The following is a 20,064-nucleotide window of genomic DNA, read 5'->3' on the forward strand; positions in this document are numbered from 1 at the left end:
CTCATGAGAGATTATTGACCTTCTTGTATTCCTGAATGCACTTGTCGACCTGGCCATCGAAAACCAGCTGGCCATGGTGGAATACCAGGCCGCGATCGCAGATGGATTCGAGCGTTTGGAAATCGTGGGATGCCAGCACCAGAATTTCGGATTGCTCGATCAGGCTGAGTATCCGTTGCTTGGCCTTGGTCATGAAGTTGGCATCGCCTGCCCCAATTACCTCGTCCAGTAGCAGGATGTCGCCACCCACGATGGTAGAAATCGCAAACGCGAGGCGCACCTGCATGCCCGCCGAGTAGGTCTTGATCGGATAATCGATGAACTCGCCGATATCTGCGAAAGCGACGATCTCTTCTTCGATCTCGCGCATGAAATTGGGAGACAGGCCGAGCAACAGTCCACGGTACAGGATGTTTTCCCTACCGGACGCGTCTGGCTCGAAACCCAGGCTGAGGTCGAACAACGATCGTACGGTACCCACAACGCTGCGTGCGCCCGAAGTGATCGGATAAAGTCCTGCCAGCATCTTGAGGAAGGTACTTTTCCCCGCTCCATTGTGGCCGAGCAGGCCGACCCGTTCCCCGGGGCGAATGTCGAGGCTGATATCTTTCAGGGCATGGACGTCGTGCACTTCGTGCTTGGCTTTCCGAGAACTCAGCAGTCGGCCTGCCAAGGACTTCAGTGACCGCTCTTTGAAGGCGACCGACGAATAGAAAAGGTTCACCTTTTCCAGGCGGATGTGGTTGTTTTTCATAGATAGAAGATAACTTTTCTTTCGGCCCTTCTGCCTAGAAGGACAGCCAGCAATATGAGCAGCGCGATGGTGCCGCCGCAGTAGGCATAGTTTTCCAGTGAAGGCCAGTGTCCCTGCAGCAGAGGGGCCCGGACGATCTCCAGCATGTGGTAGATGGGGTTGTAATCGACCAGCGCGTGCAGGTCCCCGCCGCGAAATAGCTTCGCTTCAAAGTAGATCGGGGAAACGAACCACATCGCCTGGAGGAGGAGTCCCAGTGCGTGCGGAAGATCGCGGAATCGAGTCGCGACATAGGCCAGGAAGGTGGCGAGCGGCCATGCGATCAACGCGAGGATTGGATAGATGGACAATGCCGCCAGCCATGACCAGCCGAAGTTCTGAGGCATCACGACCAGCACCCAGGCCACAAGAGTGACGCTGGCCAGACAAAGGACGATCAGGTTTGTCAGTACTGTGCGCAGGGTATAGATGGCCAGGGGGTGGTTGCACTGCTTGATATAGGCATCCGCCTGGACGAACGATAGCGATCCAGCGGTCGCCGATGCGGTGACGAACTCCCAGATGATCATTCCGGAAAGTATATAGGGAGCGTAATCCCTGATCTCGATCTTGAACACCTTGCCAAAAACGACCGCCAGCAGGAGCGTCATGCCGAGCGGCTGGATGATCGTCCAGAGTATTCCGAAGAACGATCTTCTCCAACGCGAGCGCAGATCAGAGAGTGACAGGTGCACCCAGAAGTAACGAGTGTTCCAGATGTTCCGAAGATAAGTAGACAAAAGAAGATCCGGGTTGTTTGTTGTCGGGGGGAGATGGTCAGGTTGCCGACGTCCTTTGACTGTGGCCTACCTTGTCAACGTCCGAAAACGAGCCGAGCGAGGAGAGCAGCGCGCGGACCTAAAGTCGGTCACTGCACCCTTCGCCCGGCCGTCCGAGGATTATGCGAAGAACCGCTTGATCTCTCCGCAAATTTCCGAGACTTGGCCTTCGGTCAAGTCAGGGAAGCTTGGCAGATTGATGCCGCGCGATGCCAGCGAGTCTGCCGTCGGGAATGACCCTTCGGCAGCGCAATGGGGCAACGTATGGGACGGGTAGAACACTGGTCGTGTTTCAATCCCGGCAGCCTTCAGGTGGTCCCTCAGAGGCTGACGAGCCGCAGGGTCGTCCACTGCGATCGAGCACATCCAGAACGAATGGGTCGTACTTGGCTGCTCGTCGTGCGTCTTGAGAGGGAGACCCGCCAAGCCATCCTTGTACCACTGCGCAATCTGGCGCTTCTTCGCAATGATGGTGTCCGCCCGTTCGATCTGGGCAAGACCGATCGCTGCACAGATATTGGTCATCCGATAATTGAAGGCCAGCACGTCGTGCCAGTATTCCCGTGTGCTGGAAACACCCTGGTTCTTCAGGTGGCAGGCGCGACGGAATACCGCTTCGTCTTTCGCGATGACCATCCCGCCTTCGCCGGTAGTGATGGTCTTGTTGCCGAAGAAGCTGAACGTAGCGACGTCGCCGAACGTTCCAACGTGCTGCCCCTTGTACAGGGTGCCGAAAGCTTCCGCGCAATCCTCGATGAGCAGTAGATCATGTTCCCGGCAGATGGCGGTGATCTCGTCCATATCGCAAGGCAGCCCGTACAGGTGAACGGCCATGACCGCGCGTGTCCGGGGCGTGATCTTGCGTCGGATATCGGCCGGATCCACTTGCCAGGTGTCTTCCAGCGAGTCGACGAACACCGGCATGGCGCCAGTCTGCATGATGGTGTTGACCGAGGCGACGTAGGTGAGCGTCGGAACGATCACCTCATCGCCGGTCCTTATGCCGAGCGCTTCGAGGGCGAGGTGGATGGCTACTGTGCCGTTGTTCACGGTCGTCGCGTGCTTCGCGCCAATGAACTCGCCGAATGCGTTCTCGAAGCGACTGATGAACTCGCCTTTAGAGGAGATCCACGTCGTGTCCAGGCATTGATTGACGTACTCTTTCTCTTTACCGCCGAGCGACGGTTGATAAACAGGAATCATCTTCGCGGTCCGACCAATCATTCGTGATGGTTGAAGTACTTGAATCCATGTTGCTTTACCAGCTCATCGCGCATGGCATCTTTCATGTCTTCGCGCATCATTTCCGAAACGAGTTCCTGGAACGATGTAGTTGGTACCCAGCCAAGCTTCGCTTTGGCATTGCTCGGATCGCCCAGCAGCGTTTCGACTTCTGCCGGACGGAAGTAGCGGGGGTCAACGGCCACGATGCATTTCCCAGTCGAGACATCGAAGCCTTTTTCATCGACGCCTTCACCTTCCCACTTGATCTCGATACCGATTTCGCGTGCGGCCAGCTCAACGAACTCGCGTACCGAGTGCTGTTCTCCGGTGGCAATCACGAAGTCTTCAGGTTTTTCCTGCTGCAGCATCAGCCACTGCATCTCGACGTAATCGCGAGCATGGCCCCAGTCGCGAAGTGCGTTCATGTTGCCGAGATAAAGACGCTCCTGAAGGCCAAGCTTGATTCGGGCAAGGGCACGGGTGATTTTCCGGGTAACGAAAGTCTCACCGCGAATCGGTGATTCGTGGTTGAAGAGGATGCCGTTGCATGCGTACATGCCATAGGCTTCGCGATAGTTGACGGTGATCCAGTAGGCGTAGAGCTTTGCGACCGCGTAGGGCGAGCGAGGATAGAAGGGGGTGGTTTCCTTCTGCGGAATTTCCTGCACCAGTCCGTACAGTTCGGATGTCGAGGCTTGATAGAACTTGGTGGTTTTCTCCAGCCCGGCGATACGAATTGCTTCCAGCAGGCGGAGCGCGCCGAGGGCGTCGGAGTTGGCGGTATATTCAGGCTCTTCGAACGAAACAGCGACGTGGCTTTGCGCTGCCAGATTGTAGATCTCGTCCGGCTTAACTTCTTGCACGATACGGATCAGGCTGCTGGAATCAGTGAGATCACCGTGGTGCAGGGTCAGGTCGTACCCTTTGTCATGTGGGTCGTGGTAGAGGTGATCGATACGGTCAGTATTGAACAGCGAGCTCCGGCGCTTGATACCATGTACCGCGTAACCCTTGCTGAGCAATAGTTCCGCGAGGTAAGCGCCGTCTTGTCCAGTGATGCCCGTGATCAGTGCAGTCTTCTTGCTCAAAATTTAAATCCTCGTTATTGCTTACTTGCGGCCGTAGCGGTCTTCGAACCTGACAATGTCGTCTTCCCCGAGATACTCACCACTCTGTACTTCGATCAGTACCAGGCTGATAACTCCTGGGTTCTCCAGACGGTGCTGATGCCCCGCAGGAATGAAAGTCGATTCGTTCGTGTTCAATAGAAACGACTTCTCACCATTGGTTACCTTCGCCATACCGCACACCACGGTCCAATGCTCGCTACGATGGTGATGCATTTGTAGCGAAAGAGAGGCGCCCGGTTTGACGACGATACGCTTGATCTTGAAACGGTCGCCTTCCTCCAGAGTGGTATAGGTACCCCAGGGGCGATGTACGGTGCGGTGCAGCAGGTGTGCGTCATGCCCTTTTTTCTTTAGCTGGGCGACGATCTGTTTCACGTCCTGGCAATGCTCTCGATGTGAAATGAGGATTGCGTCAGGGGTATCGACGACGATCAGATTTTGCACGCCTACAAGTGCAGTGAGGCGGTCCGGGCTGTGGACGTAGTTGTTGTTGGCTGAGTGCAGCAGGACCTCACCATCGCAGCGGTTGCCATCCGGGTCCTCACTCGTCAGTTCCGACAGAGCGGCCCAGGATCCAATATCGCTCCAACCCAGATCGCAGGGAACAGTCGCAACCTTGTTCGAGCGCTCCAGCAGCGCGTAGTCGATGGAAATGTCCGGTACCTTTATGAAATGTTCGGCATTGAGCGTCAGGCAGCGATGATGCTCCCCTTTGCTTAGGCGCGACTCAGTGATGGTTGCCTCGACGGCAGAGGCAACCTCTGGCGCATGGATATTCATTTCGTCGAGCAGGGTGCCAACACGGAAGCAGAACATTCCGGAGTTCCAGAGATAGTTACCTGCGACGAGGTACTCCTGAGCTGTCACTCGATCCGGCTTTTCGACAAAGCGCCTTACCTTGAACCCACCTTCCAGAGGTTCGTTGCTGCTCTCGATGTAGCCGAATCCGGTTTCCGGGTACTGTGGTTGAACCCCGAAGGTTACCAGCCAGCCACCCTTTGCCAGTTCGGTGGCATGGGCTACGGCCTCGGCGAACGCCTCCGCTTCCTTGATCAGGTGGTCCGCCGGTAGCACTAGCATCAGTGCATCAGGTCCGTGAGCCGAGTTCAACTGAAGCGCGGCCGAAGCGACTGCTGCAGCGGTATTGCGGCCAAATGGCTCTAGAACGTAGCTGAGGATGCATGGTCTAGGGGCCAGTGCGCGGTACTCATCTTCCGTCTTGAAGTAGAGTTCTCGGTTGGTAACCGTCATTACCTCTGAAACATCGCTCAGTGCCAGCGCGCGCAGAAGAGTCTTTTGCAGGAGATTTTGCCCGTCAGGCAGGGGCATAAAAGGCTTGGGGTGTGCTTCTCGGGACACCGGCCAAAGGCGGCTGCCGGCTCCACCGCAAATGATCACAGGAAATAGCATCAGATTTATCCTTGTGTAACTTGTCCTGAGCGTCCGAAGATCAGGGGAATTCGGCGCTAGAGTCTGGTGCGCGTACTCCTAGAGCGCTACCGTGGGGGAGGAGTATGCCTCCTGCTCTCGATGTCTCTCTCAGCGAGCAACGTTTTCCTACGGCGGGCGGAAGGTTAACGCATTGATTCTTGTCGACAAAGAATTCTTCGCTATCAGCAATGGGAAGTCGTTTGTCAACGTCTCCCCAGCTTGGTGGCGATTTGATTGCGCTCGTGTCGGTTGGTTCCGTAACAGGAGCAAAATTGCTGTCATCGCGCTAGCATCGGCACCGCATCGCGTTGAAAATCCGCAGCGTGTCCCCGATATTGTCCGGCTGTATTCGGTGGCTGTCACCTGTTGACTAGCAGTAGATGGCGCGGCTAGGCGTCTGCGGCGGACCACCGCTTTGTACCCACATCCAGGATTGGCTCGTGGGTCACGCCCGGGTTCATGCAGCACCTGCAGGCGCGTCTCGTCGCAGTGCAGCACGGGGTATTCCAGCAGCTGGTCGCGCATCAGGTTGAGCTGAGGCTGCAAGCGTTCGCCACACTGGATCACCCAGCGCGCCAGGGTCTGCCGGGATATCTCGATGCCGTGGCGGGCGAGCATCTTCTCGAAGCGATACAGCGGGATGCCGTCGGCGTACTTGGTGGTCAGCAGCATCGCCAGCACGCTGGGGCTGGCCAGGCTTTTCTCGATCAGTTGCGCCGACTTGTCGGCGGTGACCAGGCCGGCTTCGCAGACCTTGCAGGCGTAGGTTTTGCGGATGTGGCGGATGACCCGCACCTGCATCGGGATGATCTCCAGCTGTTCGCTGGTTTCCTCGCCGATCACTTGCTTGCAGGCACCGCATTCGCAGGTCCGTTCGTGCTCGGGCAGGTCATGGACGACCTCCACACGCGGCAGATCCGCCGGCAGCGGCTTGCGCTTACCACGGCGCTTGACCGGGGCGACGACCTCTTCCTCGGCTTCTTCAGCAACGGCATCAGGCATGGCTTCGACCAGTTCTTCCGCCTCGTTGAACATCGCCAACTGCGGCGAATCCACATCCTCTGGGCTGCGCTCGGACTTGGGCGAGAATAACTTGTGACGCAGCAGGGCATTCTCCTGCTGCAATTGCAGAATCAGAGCCTTGAGCAGGATGGGGTCGTCAGGGAGGGCGTCTGCAGCAGATTTCATGGCGCCGGATTATACAGGCTCAGGCCACGAAACGCGGGGTCAGCACCTGGTGCGGGCGGTTGCGCCACAGATCGATACCGTCGAGCAGCCAGTTCAGTTCATCGACCGTCAATTCGATGGCCTCGTCACCGGCATCGGGCTTGGTCTTGAAACGCTCGGCCTCCAGACGCTTGAGCCACAGACAGAAGCCATTGCGCTCCCAGTACAGAATCTTCACCTGACTGCGAGCCCGGTTGAGGAACACGAACAGCACCGGGTTGAACACCTCCACCTTGATGTCCAGCTCGACCAACGCGGACAGGCCATTGATGGATTTGCGGAAGTCGACAGGCTTCGGATAGAGGTAGACCTTCTGCACCTTGGTGTCGGGACGCATCATGAGAACAGGCTCCTGTGAAAAACGGAGCAACAGCATCTCCAGCGCCAGGGAGCATTTGTAGGCGGGGGTTGTGGAGTGCTTACATGCGGAGCGCCTCGAAGGGCGTCAGCAGCGCAGCCAGCCCCTGCTCAATCAGCTCAAAACCTGGCTGGGCAAGACCCAGCCACAGGTCGCCGGGCAGACAGCCCTGGGCAAGGCGGTGGGCCAACAACTGGAGCAAGCTGGTGCGCTACCTCGAAGGCGGTCATCTGCCGATCGACAACAACCGCGCCGAGAACGCCATCCGCCCCTTCGTCATCGGCCGCAAAAACTGGCTGTTCAGCGATACGCCCAAAGACGCCACGGCCAGCGCACAGATCTACAGCCTGATCGAAACGGCCAAGGCCAACGGGCAGGAGCCCTATGCCTGGCTACGTCACATCCTCGAACGCCTGCCATCGGCCAGCGGCGTCGGAGACTACGAAGCCCTGCTGCCGTGGAACTGCTCGCCGACAAACGCAGCCTGATCGCAGAGCCCCGTCAAGGGAAGATGGGGTTGGTGGAGCGCTTACGCCCTGACCTCCTCATTGCCAGGCTGCTGCAGGGCCTGGCGGAGAGCGGGCAGCTCGCGCAGGATCGGTGGTAGATCCTGATAGAGCCGCAGCGTGCCGAGCAGGTTGGCGACGTAAAGATCGAGGGTCTGACGGTTCTGCTGGGCCAGTTCTTCGCGGTAGTACTGATTGGCGAAGTGGTGGAGGTGCCAGAGAAGGGTGAGAAAACACGTAATAAATAGCAAGGGAATAAGACGTTGCCAATCAGAAATAAATATAGTCATGGCGCTATCGTTTCAGCCTGATGCGGTTTAAGAAACTCGACATCTTAAAGTTATAAGATGTCGAGCTAAAAGAATTTGCGAGCCCTGATAATTAATTTAGTTCGACTTCTAGAGCTTCTTTTAGCCGATTTTTTATAATCTCCTCCCGCAGTGCGTTGCTTAGCTCGTTGAGAGTATCTTCTTTGCAGAGTTGCACGATGAACTCGCAGCCTTCTGTTGCGAAAAAACTCTTTATGTTGAAAGATGTGTAATTAAGCGATTGGATGTCATGCAGAATTAGTTTAAATGAAGATGGTGTGAATTTCCAGTTGTGGACATCAATGTATTCATCGGACTCTTGAGCAAAGGCAAGCATCCTCTTTGCATCATCAAGACTGGGATGGATAAAGTTGAAATTTCCCGAGTGCCCTTTATGCCATGCTACGGTCTCGCCTTTTCTAGTGATCATCGAGAAGTGATCCCATATGGCGGATAGGCTATGTCGACGGCGTTTTTCTACGTAAGCTTGAATTACTTCGCCTGGGGTACTGGTTGGTCTGAATATGTCAAAGCAGTATCTATGATCAGGAATTGCTAGGCACAATATCCCGCCAGGCTTTAGCATTATTTCGCATTGCTGTAAAAAAGAGACGAGATCTGGAGTGTGCTCTATGACATGTGATGCTATTATCCAATCATAGTAGTCTTTCTTTTCTGTCAGTTCATGAAGTGGTTGGCCAGACCATACATAGTCGACTTCTTCAATTTTTCTTATGTCGACATTCTGATTTTTATACTTCTCCTTTAGTGTGCTAGCGTCAGCATGATCCAAGACATGTACATTGAAACCTTGACTTTTGGGGGCGACTGGGCAGTAGGATGCACCAATTTCAAGGCCTATTCCCCGAAGGTTGCATCCAAATAGAACTTTCTCATTTCGGGAGAGATTCTGGGAGGGGGTGAAGCTTTGGCCGGGTATAGAGGAACTTTGGGTGGAGGAGTGGCTGAGAGAAACTAACTTTCTTATCGCTTCTGTCCATCTTGAAGCTGTAGTTTTTAACATGCGTTCGCTCCAGATTTGTGTGTGTGCGTTGTGGGCTAGTTTTTGGCGGAGTTCTTGATCAAGTATTAAACTCTCCAGCCAGTATTCCCAAGAAGAATTATCAGTTGCCAGGATTCCAGTATTTAAATGAGAGATGGTGGCGCTGTAAGCTGGGGTGTCGGAAAATATTCCGGGTATTCCATGGACGCCATAATCTAAATATTTTATGTCAGATTTGCATTTCGTGAAGTCTGAGTCTATTAGGGGGGCGATCCCGAAGTTCCAGTTTATGTTTCTCTTGAAGTAAGATGTAAAGTTTTTATATGGGGTGTCACTAGGCGGGACGGAAAGGATCTTAACTGGAAGATCTGCGAACATCTCTCTTATAGTTGGAGCGTCGCCTATCCCTAGTATTTCAAAGCTGACCTTGGATGAGTGTTTTCTTAGAGTTCGTCTAAGGGGATGTATAATAGAAATTAGGTCATCTATGTGGGTGTAAGTACCCATGTATCCGAACTTGACTTGACTGTGGTTGGTTTGTGACGGAAGAGTTGGCGGCGAGAAAAATAACTGCTCGTCCAAGAAGTTTTCTAAGACTACGACGTTCTTGTTTAAGCTGGAAAGTCTTTTTGCGAGATTGGGAGTTGAGACTATGACTCCGTCGGCAAAGCGCGCCATTTGCATTAGCCATAATTTTTGGGATGACGTTGGCCAGTTGGTGTCGCCAGCTTTAGAGTTGAGATCTAATAAATTATCATCTAGTTCGTAGATTATTTTTGCGCCTTGCAGTCTAGCGCGCTGCAATATTGAGTGATGATAATGCCAGTCGCAAGTGTGGTCCCATAGACGCTCAATGATAATCACGTCAAATGGGATGTCAGGGAGGTCAGTTCCGTAAGTGAGCGATACTTCAGAGCTTATAGATGGGTGAGACAATGGACGAATTAGCCGAATTTCACTGCAGCCGTGGGGAAGTCCACCGGCAGAGCTCTCATATAGTACATGTATATTTAGGATGCTGTCGGACATTTAATTTATCTGCTGTGGGTTTTATGGCAGTTTTTTGATTTCGGGCTGCTCGGCCGGTATTTATTGGTTTTTGGCCTGCCGAAAACACACGACAGGCCTTCATATTATTATGCTAAAGACATACTTTCCTCTGTGGTGGAAGTGGAGTTAGGAGTCGCATCATCCGGGAAGAAACAGCTTAGAATATTAAAAGAAGATATGATTGGATCGTGCTGCACCACAACTAGAGCATTTTTCCGGATGCGCTCTCTCAGTTTCGAGTCGGAAATTAGTCGGCTTGCCGCTTCAAATATCTCATCGTCAGAGTTGGTATTGACTAGTAGACCATTCTCTTTGTCGGTGATTATTTCTCTAAGTCCACCATTTTGAGGGCCGATAACTGCTAGCGCAGAAGCCATTGCCTCCATAGCAGTAAGCCCCATTGCCTGGAAGTCTGAACAATCAATAAAAATATCTGCTGTTGCCATTGTTTTAGAGACTTCTTGGGAGTTAATCTCTCCAAGATTTGCAAAAGGGAAATCCCTATCGATCAAAGCGGAGTTTATTTCATCGGTAGAACAGCCAAAAATCATTATTTGGATATTGGTTCCAAAGTGGCGCGATAAGCGCTTTAATATTCGCATGGTTCGCTCTGGTGCTCTCCTTGGTGTAGATGGGCGCACCATTGCTAGAATCGTGATCTTATCTGTATTTGAATTATATGTTTTCGTCGGATGGAAAAGGTTAGTATCCAATGTGGGGCCAACTACTGCTGCTATAACGCTAGTTTCTTCTTTGAGAACGCGCTGGGTCCACTTTGTCTTTGTAAATAGAGTTAGTCCATCGACCTCTGTATAACTGCTTAGAGCCAATTTATAATCGGGGGTCCCTTTCTCGAAGAAATCGGGCTCAAAATCTTGTACGTAGTAGCCGAGTTTGGGGGGGGTGGGTAAATCTAATAGCGGTCTCAACCAAGATACTGTTAAATATAGTGTGGCTATGATTGCATCAAACTCACATGCAATCTCAATTAGCTCGCTAGATGAATTGATATAAAGTGTGGGTACGCTGTTGTTTGGGTAGCTTTTTTCGAAAAGCTCTTTATGGATGTAGAGATTTGCGACCCACACATCCGCACCGAGTGAGCGCATAGTTTCTGCTTCAAGTAGAACTATATTGGCGCCACCGCCAGGTGTTCTGGCTGGTAGCAAGAATAGTATGCGTTTTCCCTCAAATTGCTTTTGTGCTCTCTCTCTGATGGATTTTATATTTTCAATATCTTTGCAGCGGTTTCTAACATACTGAAGTGCCAAATTATTTTGGGTGGCGGCAAGGTTGTGAAGAATTTTTGATGTACCGTGCTTTTTGGCGAGATTGTTATCTGCTAATTTGGCTAGTTCTTTTCTTGTTTCATGTGAGTAACTTTTGGACTGAGCATGATAAACAAAGCAATCATCTGCTACCGCTAGTTCCCATCCATTCTGGATAGCCCTCAGGCAGTAGTCATTCTCTTCGCCATAGCCTCGTGCAAATATTTCCTCGTCAAAAAGACCGATATCACTAATTAGGTTTTTCTTAATTAGTAGGCAGAAGCCGTTTAGGAAGCCTACACTAGGATGAATCTGTTGAGAAACACGTGCAACTTCTCCGGCATAGTCGACTACCGTATACCCTGAAGGTAAGGGGTTACTGGACCAGTCTCCGTCCTTATCTAATAGATTAGGCGTGGATTGCCAAGATGCAGTGTTGCTTAGAGGGCCTACCATACCAATTCTAGGTGAGGATTTGGCGCACTGAATTAGCCGATCAATCCATTTGGGTGAAACAATGGTGTCGCTATTGAGCAATACTAAATTATCCGCGGTAGATGCCCGCATTCCTATGTTGGCGGCTTTGGTATATCCCTGTGCGATATCATTACGTATCAAAATTGCAGGTTGGCCGAAAACGAACTCTTCTAAGTAGGTTTTTGTTTCTAGAGCGCTTCCATCATCAACAATTATTAAGTTGTATGGTGGGTGGGTGTTCTGCATTATGGAGGTTAAGCAGCGCTTTACATCATCTAGTGCGTTATGCACACAGACAATTATGTCTATTTTATCTATATGGAGGGGTATTTCTTTATTTTTTTGTTCAATATTGCTTTCTGGTTTGTTGTATGAGGGCTGGTTTTCACCATTTAATTTTGATGCATTGTGTTGTAATAGGAATCGGGCTCTTGATGTTACGCCACGGATGCCTTCTCGACGAAAAATTACTATTAGCTTTAATAGGGTCTCTTTGCTGCTTCCAGTATGTCTTTTTGCCAGTCTTACTGATTTTGCCAATAAAGTAAGGCGAATTTTTTGAATGCCGAGCCAGCGCAGTGGTTTGGTGACCTTCCAGCTAGTGGAGGAGGTTATTGCGGCAAGCGTTGTTTCTTGCTGGTTGATTACCTGACTCAGGCCAGAGATTCTTTTACTCTGCTCCTGGATTAAACGTTCGAGCTCTAGTATTTTATTGTTGCGTTCATTAGCACCGACGCTCAGCTCAGTTAGTCGGTTCTCTCTATCGTCAATAGAGCGGTTTAGGCTAGCGAGAGAGCTATTCAGGTCGTCGAGGGAGTTATTCAATACAACTATTTGGGAGTCGAGCAGGGCCACTTTTTTATTAAGCTCGGCATTGGTGCGCATAGAAAGGTCGAGCTCAAACCGTTCCCGCTCCTTCTTACCTAGTGCAGAGAAGTAATGGATGAGATCACCCTGCAGAGCGTGAGATGGGCTTAGCCACTCCATTCGTTTGGTGTCAGTCGCACCTGGAATCTGTAGCACACCAAGGCCGTAGGAGTGTAAGAACTCCAAGTGGTCAGGGTATATTTCTTTCAGTTCTTGCCATAGTTTCCAAACGCCAAACTCACGTTCTCGAACATTTGTGTCATGGAGTAAAACAATTGCGCCAGGAGTCAGCTTTGGAAGCCACGATTCAAAATCATGGCGAACCGCCTCATAAGTGTGGAGGCCATCGATATGTAATAAGTCAATGGTCCCGTCCGAGAAATAGTTTAGTGCCTCGTCAAAAGTCATCCGAAGCAGATTGGAAAAGGAGGAGTAATTTGTATTATTGTGGGATGTGACGCTGTTATATATTGTTTCGGAGTAGTGGCCTGCGTGTTTATCGCCTTCCCACGTATCGATGGCATAACATTTGGCGGGGAGATTTTTTTGCTTAATTGCTTGGCAGAAGGAGAAGTACGAATGCCCCCAGTGTGTACCAAGTTCCACAAAACAAGAAGGTTCAAAGCGGTTAACCAACCAGGCAGCGAATGGCGTGTGACCAAGCCAAGCGCTGTCTTGTCCAAGTTGGTTTGATAAGAAGTTTGCGGCTTCTAATAAGGTTTTTTCTTTCATATGTCTGCCACTTAATCTTTATGTGGGATATGCATTTCTAATGGCTTGGTGTATGTTGGGGGTGAGTGAGCTTTTTTAGGCTGATCTTCTGAAATGGCACGCCTACAAGCCCCCATCTCACTTTACTTGAGAACACATTAATTATCAGTGCGTCGTGCAACCAGTGATGTTGCACGTGACTGTAGAGAGTACCTTCGGCAAGCGATGCAATAACTACATATTGACCATTTGGAAGCATAGGGAGTCTAAATAAGAATTCTGCTTCGAAAGTCTCCCCGGTAGAAATTGTAAGCGGCTGCCGGTCTGTCTGTGGTAGAGAGTTTTCGCCGAATAAACTCTGACCAAGTCGATCGCATACTAAGAAGCCAATTATGGGTTTTTCTATATTTTGATAGGCTATGGCCCGAATTGTCATTCGGACGTTTTCTCCACCTTGAAAGGATTGCTCGCTATTAGATGATTCGTGTTCCAATCTTACTGAAAGAATCTCTCCTGCGCCTGTTTTCCAGCCATTCGACTCGTCGAGATTGTCTATAACTTCGAATTTGCCTTCATAATCAACTACTGGCGAGTCATCTGGAATGACGGGTATTGCTTCGCTGTGTTTGGTTGATGCTCTTTCCAGTTTTACTTCGTCGCCATATACCTCCTGCAGCGTATATTGCAGATACTCATCGGAAACCGCCTTGGATTGGCCTATCTGGCGAAGATTTCCATTGTGCAGCCAAATACTTCGCTGGCAGAGATTTATGACTGAGCTAATATCGTGGCTAACGAAGAGCAAGGTTCCACGATCTTTGAATGCTCGAATGAATCTCATGCATTTTTGAGTAAAAACTGCATCTCCAACAGCTAGTGCTTCATCAATGACTAAAATGTCCGCATCAACGTGGGCAATAACAGCAAATGCTAGTCTTACAAACATTCCGCTCGAATAGCTTTTTACTGGCTGGTCAATATGACTTCCAATGTCTGCAAAGGATGCTATACGATCAAACCTCTCATCAATTTGATTTTTAGTTAGTCCGTATAGTGCTGCGGCCATATAAACATTTTCTCGGCCGGTGAATTCTGGGTTGAAACCCGCTCCAAGTTCTAATAGTGCGGCTATTTTGCCGTTAATTCTAATTTTCCCTTGTGTTGGAGTCAGGGTGCCACATATTGCTTGAAGTAGGGTGGACTTTCCTGAACCATTGCGACCTATGATTCCAATCGTTTCCCCTTTTTTAACCGTGAATGAAATGTCATGAAGCGCCCAAAACTCTCTATAATATTTTTTTTTTCCGCGGGAAAGCATCTGCAGAAGCCGGTCCCTTGGCTTGTCGTATATTGTGTAGCACTTGCCAATGTTTTCTACCTCGATGGCGGTTTCATTGGTAGGCTTATTTTCACTAGAGAACATCAGCAAATCCTTTTCTTGTTTTCTGAAACCAAGCGAAGCCAAGGATGCTGACAAGAATACTTAGCAGGAGATAGATCGTGAGCATTGGCCAGTTTGGCTGGTTTCCCCATATCAACACATCTCGCGTCATTTCGATTGTTGGAGTTAAAGGATTTAGCAGCAACAAAGAGTGATATTTTTCTGGCAGTGCTGAGAGAGGAAAGAAGATTGGAGACATGAACATTAAGATAGTGGTGATGATTCCGGTTATCTGTGATACATCCCGTAAGAAGACCCCTAGGGATGCCAGAAACCATGAGATTCCAAGGGTGAAAAATAAAATCGGAAGTAGTATGAGCGGAAAGAGGAAAATCGTACTCCTTGGTAATCCATAGATGAATATGTAGAAGCCTAGCCATACGGATAGACTCACTAAAAGATGAAATAATGCGGATCCTAGGCTCACAAGGGGAAGTATTTCAATTGGAAATATTACCTTCTTTACATAATTTGAATTCGATAGAATTAGGCTTGGCGCTCGGTTTATGCACTCGGAAAATACGCTAAAAACCAGTAATCCCGAAAATAATATGAGAGCAAACTCGGCCTTAGAGCCTCCAGTATTGCCCCAGCGGCTTTTAAATATAACGCCAAATACAAAGGTGTAGACGCTCAGCATTAGAAGAGGATGGAAAAAGGACCATAATATTCCTAGTGCTGATCCGCGATAACGACCGATTACCTCGCGTTTGATTAAGGTAATAATCAATGCCCGATTGCGCCATGGGGTGAGTAGCGCTTCCTTGGGAGAGAGGGAATGTTGATACATTAAAGGAAAGTCTCTGCTTCAGTAAATAGACAAGCCTTAGCGTCCTTTTCTGAAAGCCGAGGTTTGCCTTCATAGGGCCAATCAATAACTATCAGTGGATCACTCCAAAGTAAACTACGTTTGTGCTCTGGGAAATAATAGTCTGTTGTCTTGTGCAAGAAACCTGCTGAGTCCGAAAGAACTATGAAGCCATGTGCAAATCCTTCAGGTACCCAAAGTTGATTCTTATTTTCTGCGCTTAATAAGGCACCCAGCCATTTGCCAAAGGTGGGTGAAGTTCTTCGCATATCAACGGCAACATCAAACACTTCTCCGCTTGCTACTCGGACAAGTTTTTCTTGGGGATGTTGGGGCTGATAATGCAACCCGCGAAGTGTGCACTTTGTAGAGCGGGAATGGTTGTCTTGTACAAATTTCGCTGGTCGGCCTACGGCTTCTTCGAACTGCACATGGTTGAAGCTTTCAAAGAAGAATCCGCGCTCATCGCCAAAGACCTTGGGTTCGATCAGTACAACATCGGGAATAGCAAGACGTGTAGCTCTCATCAGTAAACAGCCTCAACCAGCAAGCGTTTCAGATATTTGCCATAGCCGTTCTTGGTCATCGGAGTAGCCAGGGCTTCGAGTTGCTCGGGGCTGATCCACTTCTGGCGGAAGGCGATCTCTTCGGGGCAGGCAACTTTCAGGCCCTGGCGGTTTTCCAGGGTGGCGATAAATGAACCGGCTTCCAGCAGAGAGTCGTGGGTACCGGTGTCCAGCCAGGCGTAGCCGCGGCCCATGATTTCGACGGACAGCTGGCTCATCTCCAGGTAAGCGCGGTTGACGTCAGTGATTTCCAGTTCGCCGCGCGCCGATGGCCTGATGCTCTTGGCGATATCCACGACCTGTTGATCGTAGAAGTACAGGCCTGTCACCGCGTAGCTGGACTTCGGTTGGGTGGGCTTTTCTTCCAGGCTGACGGCCTTGTTGTTCCCATCGAACTCGACTACGCCGTAGCGCTCCGGGTCGTGCACGTGGTAGGCGAATACGGTGGCTCCAGTCGGGCGCTGCATCGCATTGAGCAGCAATTGCTGGAGGTCGTGGCCGTGATAGATGTTGTCGCCCAGCACCAGTGCACTCGGGTCGTTGCCGATGAACGATTCGCCGATCAGGAATGCCTGGGCCAGCCCGTCGGGCGACTCCTGCACGGCATACTGCAAGTCGAGCCCCCATTGACTGCCGTCGCCCAGCAGTTGCTGGAAGCGCGGGGTGTCCTGAGGTGTAGAGATGATCAGGATCTCGCGGATACCCGCCAGCATCAGGGTACTCAGCGGGTAGTAGATCATCGGCTTGTCGTAGATGGGCAGCAGCTGCTTGGAGATTGCCAGGGTCGCCGGATACAGGCGGGTGCCGGAGCCCCCGGCGAGAATGATTCCCTTGCGCTTCATACTGCCTCCGTTTCGACCAGTTCTCTGATCATGCGCTGGACGTGGTACTCCCAGTGGGGAAGGGACACTCCAAAGGTGCGTTGTAATTTGTCGTTGTTCAGTCGGGAGTTTGCTGGGCGCTTTGCCGGCACCGGATAGTCGCTGCTGGCGATCGGATGGATGCGTTCGCGGCTGGTTCGCAGCTCACTTCCCAGGCGCTGGGCTTCGCTGATGACGTACTGGGCATATCGGTGCCAACTGGTTTCCCCGCTGGTCACCAGGTGGTAAGTGCCGCTGGCGCGCTCGGCAAGTGCCGCATCGTGCTGCAGCCGACTCAGCACGAGGGCCGTGATATCGGCAATCAGTTCTGCGCTGGTCGGCGCGCCGATCTGGTCGGCGACCACTTTCAGCTCATCGCGCTCCTTGGCCAGGCGCAGCATGGTTTTGGCGAAGTTACCGCCGCGCACTGCGTATACCCAACTGGTGCGGAAGATCAGATGACGGCAGCCGCTCTCGCGAATTGCCAGCTCGCCTTCCAGTTTGGTCTGGCCGTAGGCACCGAGTGGGTCGGTGGCGGCGTCTTCCTCGAATGGGGTGCTGCCGCTGCCGTCGAATACATAGTCGGTGGAGTAATGCACCAACCATGCGCCTAGCTCGCGTGCGGTGGCGGCCAGCACCGCGACAGCCTCGGCGTTTACCCGGCGAGCGCTGTCGACATCGCTTTCGGCCTTGTCCACGGCGGTATAGGCACCGGCGTTGACGATCACGCTCGGCCGTTCGCGCTCCACCAGCGCAGCCAGTCCTGCAAGGTTTGCCAGGTTACCGCGCTGCCTGTCGCAGACGACCAGTTCACCCAGTGGAGCCAGGGAACGCTGCAGTTCCCAGCCGACCTGGCCGTTTGCGCCGAGCAGGAGAATCTTGTTCATGCGTACTGCTTTCCTACCCATTCCCGGTATGCACCGCTGGTGACATTGGCAACCCAGTCCTGGTTGTCCAGGTACCAGCGCACGGTCTTGCGGATGCCGGTTTCGAAGGTTTCCGCCGGTTTCCAGCCCAGTTCGCGCTCCAGTCGCGACGCATCAATGGCATAACGGCGGTCGTGTCCCGGACGATCCTTAACAAAAGTGATCTGTTCGCGGTAGCTCCGTCCGTCCGTCTTGGGTTTTTCCTGGTCGAGGATGTCGCAAAGAGTATGGACCACGTCGATATTGGCTTTCTCGTTCCAGCCGCCGACGTTGTAGGTCTCGCCCAGTTGACCGGCATCGAGAACGCGGCGGATTGCGCTGCAGTGATCCTTGACATAGAGCCAGTCGCGGATCTGCTGGCCGTCGCCATAGATCGGCAGCGGCTTGCCGGCGAGGGCGTTGTGGATGACCAGCGGGATCAGCTTCTCGGGGAAATGGTACGGCCCGTAATTGTTCGAGCAATTGGTGGTCAGCACCGGCAGCCCGTAGGTGTGGTGATAGGCGCGGACCAGATGGTCGGATGCCGCCTTGGAAGCGGAGTAGGGGCTGTTCGGCTCGTACTTGTTGCTTTCCTTGAAGGCTGGATCGTTCGAGCCGAGGGAGCCGTAGACTTCATCAGTGGAGACATGCAGGAAGCGGAATGCCGATTTGTCGGCATCCGGCAGGGAGTTCCAGTAGGCGCGTACCGACTCGAGCAGGCGGAAGGTGCCGACGATGTTGGTCTGGATGAAGTCTTCCGGACCACGGATGGAGCGGTCGACGTGGGATTCCGCAGCGAAGTTCAGTACAGCTCGTGGGCGGTATTCGGCCAGGAGACGGTCGACCAGGTCGCCGTCGCCGATATCGCCATGTACGAAGGTATGACGTTCGTCGCTTTCCAGGCTGGCGAGATTTTGCAGGTTTCCGGCATAGGTCAGCTTGTCCAGGCTGATCACTGGTTCGTCGTTGATGGCGAGCCAGTCGAGCACGAAGTTCGCGCCAATGAAGCCGGCGCTGCCGGTTACGAGAATGGTCATGGTTTCATAGCCTTTGAAGGATTGCTGCAGCGGCCAGGCCAAGGGTGCCCGGCAGCGTCTGCCGATGGACGCCGGACTGGTGGATCAGGCGCAGCCGCGTTGGCAAGTCGGCCCTGCGGCTTTGTTCGAACAGTTCCAGGGTCTTGCGGTTTTCCCTGGTCAGGCGGTTCCTGAAGTATGAGATCGCCTTGAGGTTGGCATCGTTCCATTCGCGGAAGGTGCCGCCGAGCATCTTCCTGACGCGCACCAGGCGATCATGAAGGCTCGAGTTGGAGCCGATGATGTTGTTGCCATGCTGGCGATAGCGAATCGTTGGTTCCTTGTCGTAGGCAACCGCCCCGCCGCAGCCGGATACGAGGATATACGCCCACCAGTCGTGAGAGATGATGCGTGCATCACGCGGCGTCTGTTTCAGCAGGTCCCGCGCCGCGCTATTCAGCAACATGGTGTTGCCACCTGCGATGCTTTGTACCAGGGCGTTCTCGAAGCACGGCGGCTTGCTGAACAGAGGGGAGTAGCCGATCGGGAGGCCGTGCTCATCGATCAACTGAGTACGGGAGCAGAACAGGGCCGGGCGTTCGGCGGGTATTTCATGGATCCAGCGGACGCCGACTTCGAGCCGTTCAGGTGTCCAGAGGTCGTCCTGATCGCAGAATGCGAAGTAGGGAGCCTGGATTTCGTCGCGTTGCAGCAGGCTCAGGAAGTTCGCGGCAAACCCATGCTGCGGGCCATTCAGAATGACCAGCCTGTCTCTGCCCAGGCGACTTTGATAGTCCTCCAGGATATCGAGAGTGGCGTCGCTCGAACCGTCGTCCGACGCGTAGATGGTCCACTGCTTGTGAGTCTGCTGGATCAGCGAGTCCAGCTGTTCTGCCAGGAATGTCGCACCGTTGTAGGTCGACAGCAGGATGGCGACGTGGTCGCTTCGGGAAAGTTGCGTGCGACGGCCGCGCAGGACCCGCGTGGAAAGTCTGGAAATCAACGAGCCACCCCTCGAAGTTCCATCTGATTCATGCGGTCAAATCCATTGGCAAGCGGAAGCCCTCTAATCAGTCGAGGCAACCATGACCGGAGAGCCAGGTTGACGCTGAGGAGGGGCGTTGTATCCATACATCCTAGTAAGGAAAGCAACATCGGAGCCTTGGCTTGATAGGAGTCACGAGCTTGCATGCGCGTATAGACTCATAACAAAAGCTATAGAGTCATTTGGGATATCCGACAAGGAAAAAGGTTCAAAATCGGCTGTTTCGAAGATGTCTGCGGGGACTCCATTGTAAGTAGGACAATCGTGTTAGATGGCTGCAGTTTCGCCGTG

15 protein-coding genes and 3 pseudogenes are annotated in these 20,064 nt (G+C 52.3%); 1 reads left to right on the forward strand and 17 read right to left on the reverse strand.

Features of this window, described 5'->3' with window-relative positions:
- Position 1: 1 nt before the first annotated feature.
- The 7 genes and pseudogenes from JFY56_RS13400 to tnpB form a co-directional block, all read right to left on the reverse strand.
- Positions 2-754, reverse strand: coding sequence for an ABC transporter ATP-binding protein (locus tag JFY56_RS13400; RefSeq protein ID WP_208314245.1), 753 nt, complete (start codon positions 752-754; stop codon positions 2-4).
- Entirely contained in the window at positions 751-1,533 is a 783-nt protein-coding gene (locus tag JFY56_RS13405) for an ABC transporter permease (RefSeq protein WP_208314246.1), read from the reverse strand. The genes JFY56_RS13400 and JFY56_RS13405 overlap by 4 nt, the downstream gene beginning before the upstream one ends.
- Positions 1,534-1,692: 159 nt before the next feature.
- Positions 1,693-2,775, reverse strand: a complete 1,083-nt coding sequence (locus JFY56_RS13410; RefSeq protein ID WP_208314247.1) for a DegT/DnrJ/EryC1/StrS family aminotransferase — start codon at positions 2,773-2,775, stop codon at positions 1,693-1,695.
- Between the two features lie 17 nt (positions 2,776-2,792).
- Positions 2,793-3,887, reverse strand: coding sequence for a GDP-mannose 4,6-dehydratase (gene gmd / locus JFY56_RS13415; RefSeq protein ID WP_208314286.1), 1,095 nt, complete (start codon positions 3,885-3,887; stop codon positions 2,793-2,795).
- An 18-nt stretch (positions 3,888-3,905) separates the two neighbouring features.
- Complete coding sequence (locus tag JFY56_RS13420) at positions 3,906-5,339, reverse strand: mannose-1-phosphate guanylyltransferase/mannose-6-phosphate isomerase (RefSeq protein ID WP_208314287.1); 1,434 nt, start codon at positions 5,337-5,339, stop codon at positions 3,906-3,908.
- A gap of 418 nt (positions 5,340-5,757) precedes the next feature.
- A pseudogene (tnpC, locus tag JFY56_RS13425) lies at positions 5,758-6,545 on the reverse strand (IS66 family transposase); the annotation flags it as partial.
- Positions 6,546-6,564: 19 nt separating this feature from the next.
- Positions 6,565-6,924, reverse strand: a complete 360-nt coding sequence (tnpB, locus tag JFY56_RS13430; protein WP_236032602.1) for an IS66 family insertion sequence element accessory protein TnpB — start codon at positions 6,922-6,924, stop codon at positions 6,565-6,567.
- 88 nt (positions 6,925-7,012) lie between these two features.
- On the opposite strand from tnpB, the pseudogene JFY56_RS13435 reads away from it, so the two are divergent.
- A pseudogene (locus JFY56_RS13435) lies at positions 7,013-7,430 on the forward strand (IS66 family transposase); the annotation flags it as partial.
- A gap of 59 nt (positions 7,431-7,489) precedes the next feature.
- Here JFY56_RS13435 and JFY56_RS13440 read toward each other — a convergent pair.
- The 10 genes and pseudogenes from JFY56_RS13440 to JFY56_RS13485 form a co-directional block, all read right to left on the reverse strand.
- Positions 7,490-7,738: pseudogene (locus JFY56_RS13440) on the reverse strand (sensor histidine kinase); the annotation flags it as partial.
- Positions 7,739-7,829: 91 nt separating this feature from the next.
- Positions 7,830-9,788 (reverse strand): methyltransferase domain-containing protein, encoded by a 1,959-nt coding sequence (locus JFY56_RS13445; RefSeq protein ID WP_208314248.1) that lies wholly within the window; start codon positions 9,786-9,788, stop codon positions 7,830-7,832.
- A gap of 107 nt (positions 9,789-9,895) precedes the next feature.
- Positions 9,896-13,153 (reverse strand): class I SAM-dependent methyltransferase, encoded by a 3,258-nt coding sequence (locus tag JFY56_RS13450; RefSeq protein WP_208314249.1) that lies wholly within the window; start codon positions 13,151-13,153, stop codon positions 9,896-9,898.
- Positions 13,154-13,190: 37 nt separating this feature from the next.
- Entirely contained in the window at positions 13,191-14,555 is a 1,365-nt protein-coding gene (locus JFY56_RS13455; protein ID WP_208314250.1) for an ABC transporter ATP-binding protein, read from the reverse strand.
- Positions 14,545-15,363, reverse strand: coding sequence for an ABC transporter permease (locus tag JFY56_RS13460; RefSeq protein WP_208314251.1), 819 nt, complete (start codon positions 15,361-15,363; stop codon positions 14,545-14,547). The genes JFY56_RS13455 and JFY56_RS13460 overlap by 11 nt, the downstream gene beginning before the upstream one ends.
- Positions 15,363-15,908 carry a dTDP-4-dehydrorhamnose 3,5-epimerase gene (rfbC, locus tag JFY56_RS13465; RefSeq protein WP_208314252.1) on the reverse strand — a complete coding sequence of 182 codons (546 nt, stop codon included), beginning with the start codon at positions 15,906-15,908 and terminating at the stop codon, positions 15,363-15,365. Before rfbC ends, JFY56_RS13460 begins: the two co-directional genes overlap by 1 nt.
- On the reverse strand, positions 15,908-16,789 hold the full coding sequence (rfbA, locus tag JFY56_RS13470; protein WP_208314253.1) for a glucose-1-phosphate thymidylyltransferase RfbA: 882 nt from the start codon (positions 16,787-16,789) through the stop codon (positions 15,908-15,910). Before rfbA ends, rfbC begins: the two co-directional genes overlap by 1 nt.
- A complete protein-coding gene (rfbD, locus tag JFY56_RS13475; RefSeq protein ID WP_208314254.1) occupies positions 16,786-17,694 on the reverse strand; it encodes a dTDP-4-dehydrorhamnose reductase in 909 nt (302 codons plus the stop codon). Before rfbD ends, rfbA begins: the two co-directional genes overlap by 4 nt.
- Complete coding sequence (gene rfbB / locus JFY56_RS13480) at positions 17,691-18,749, reverse strand: dTDP-glucose 4,6-dehydratase (protein WP_208314255.1); 1,059 nt, start codon at positions 18,747-18,749, stop codon at positions 17,691-17,693. The genes rfbD and rfbB overlap by 4 nt, the downstream gene beginning before the upstream one ends.
- A gap of 4 nt (positions 18,750-18,753) precedes the next feature.
- Entirely contained in the window at positions 18,754-19,731 is a 978-nt protein-coding gene (locus JFY56_RS13485) for a glycosyltransferase family 2 protein (RefSeq protein ID WP_236032604.1), read from the reverse strand.
- Positions 19,732-20,064 lie beyond the last annotated feature (333 nt).

It is taken from the genome of Pseudomonas schmalbachii, from assembly GCF_017589465.1.
Lineage (GTDB): Bacteria > Pseudomonadota > Gammaproteobacteria > Pseudomonadales > Pseudomonadaceae > Pseudomonas > Pseudomonas schmalbachii.

Bases quoted from the DNA above. Each gene is read 5' to 3' on its own strand.
- rfbC (WP_208314252.1), bottom strand. From the start codon at position 15,908: ATGAGAGCTACACGTCTTGCTATTCCCGATGTTGTACTGATCGAACCC.
- JFY56_RS13445 (WP_208314248.1), bottom strand. From the start codon at position 9,788: ATGTCCGACAGCATCCTAAATATACATGTACTATATGAGAGCTCTGCC.
- JFY56_RS13450 (WP_208314249.1), bottom strand. From the start codon at position 13,153: ATGAAAGAAAAAACCTTATTAGAAGCCGCAAACTTCTTATCAAACCAA.
- JFY56_RS13460 (WP_208314251.1), bottom strand. From the start codon at position 15,363: ATGTATCAACATTCCCTCTCTCCCAAGGAAGCGCTACTCACCCCATGG.
- JFY56_RS13410 (WP_208314247.1), bottom strand. From the start codon at position 2,775: ATGATTCCTGTTTATCAACCGTCGCTCGGCGGTAAAGAGAAAGAGTAC.
- JFY56_RS13400 (WP_208314245.1), bottom strand. From the start codon at position 754: ATGAAAAACAACCACATCCGCCTGGAAAAGGTGAACCTTTTCTATTCG.
- rfbD (WP_208314254.1), bottom strand. From the start codon at position 17,694: ATGAACAAGATTCTCCTGCTCGGCGCAAACGGCCAGGTCGGCTGGGAA.
- rfbA (WP_208314253.1), bottom strand. From the start codon at position 16,789: ATGAAGCGCAAGGGAATCATTCTCGCCGGGGGCTCCGGCACCCGCCTG.
- tnpB (WP_236032602.1), bottom strand. From the start codon at position 6,924: ATGATGCGTCCCGACACCAAGGTGCAGAAGGTCTACCTCTATCCGAAG.
- JFY56_RS13455 (WP_208314250.1), bottom strand. From the start codon at position 14,555: ATGTTCTCTAGTGAAAATAAGCCTACCAATGAAACCGCCATCGAGGTA.
- rfbB (WP_208314255.1), bottom strand. From the start codon at position 18,749: ATGACCATTCTCGTAACCGGCAGCGCCGGCTTCATTGGCGCGAACTTC.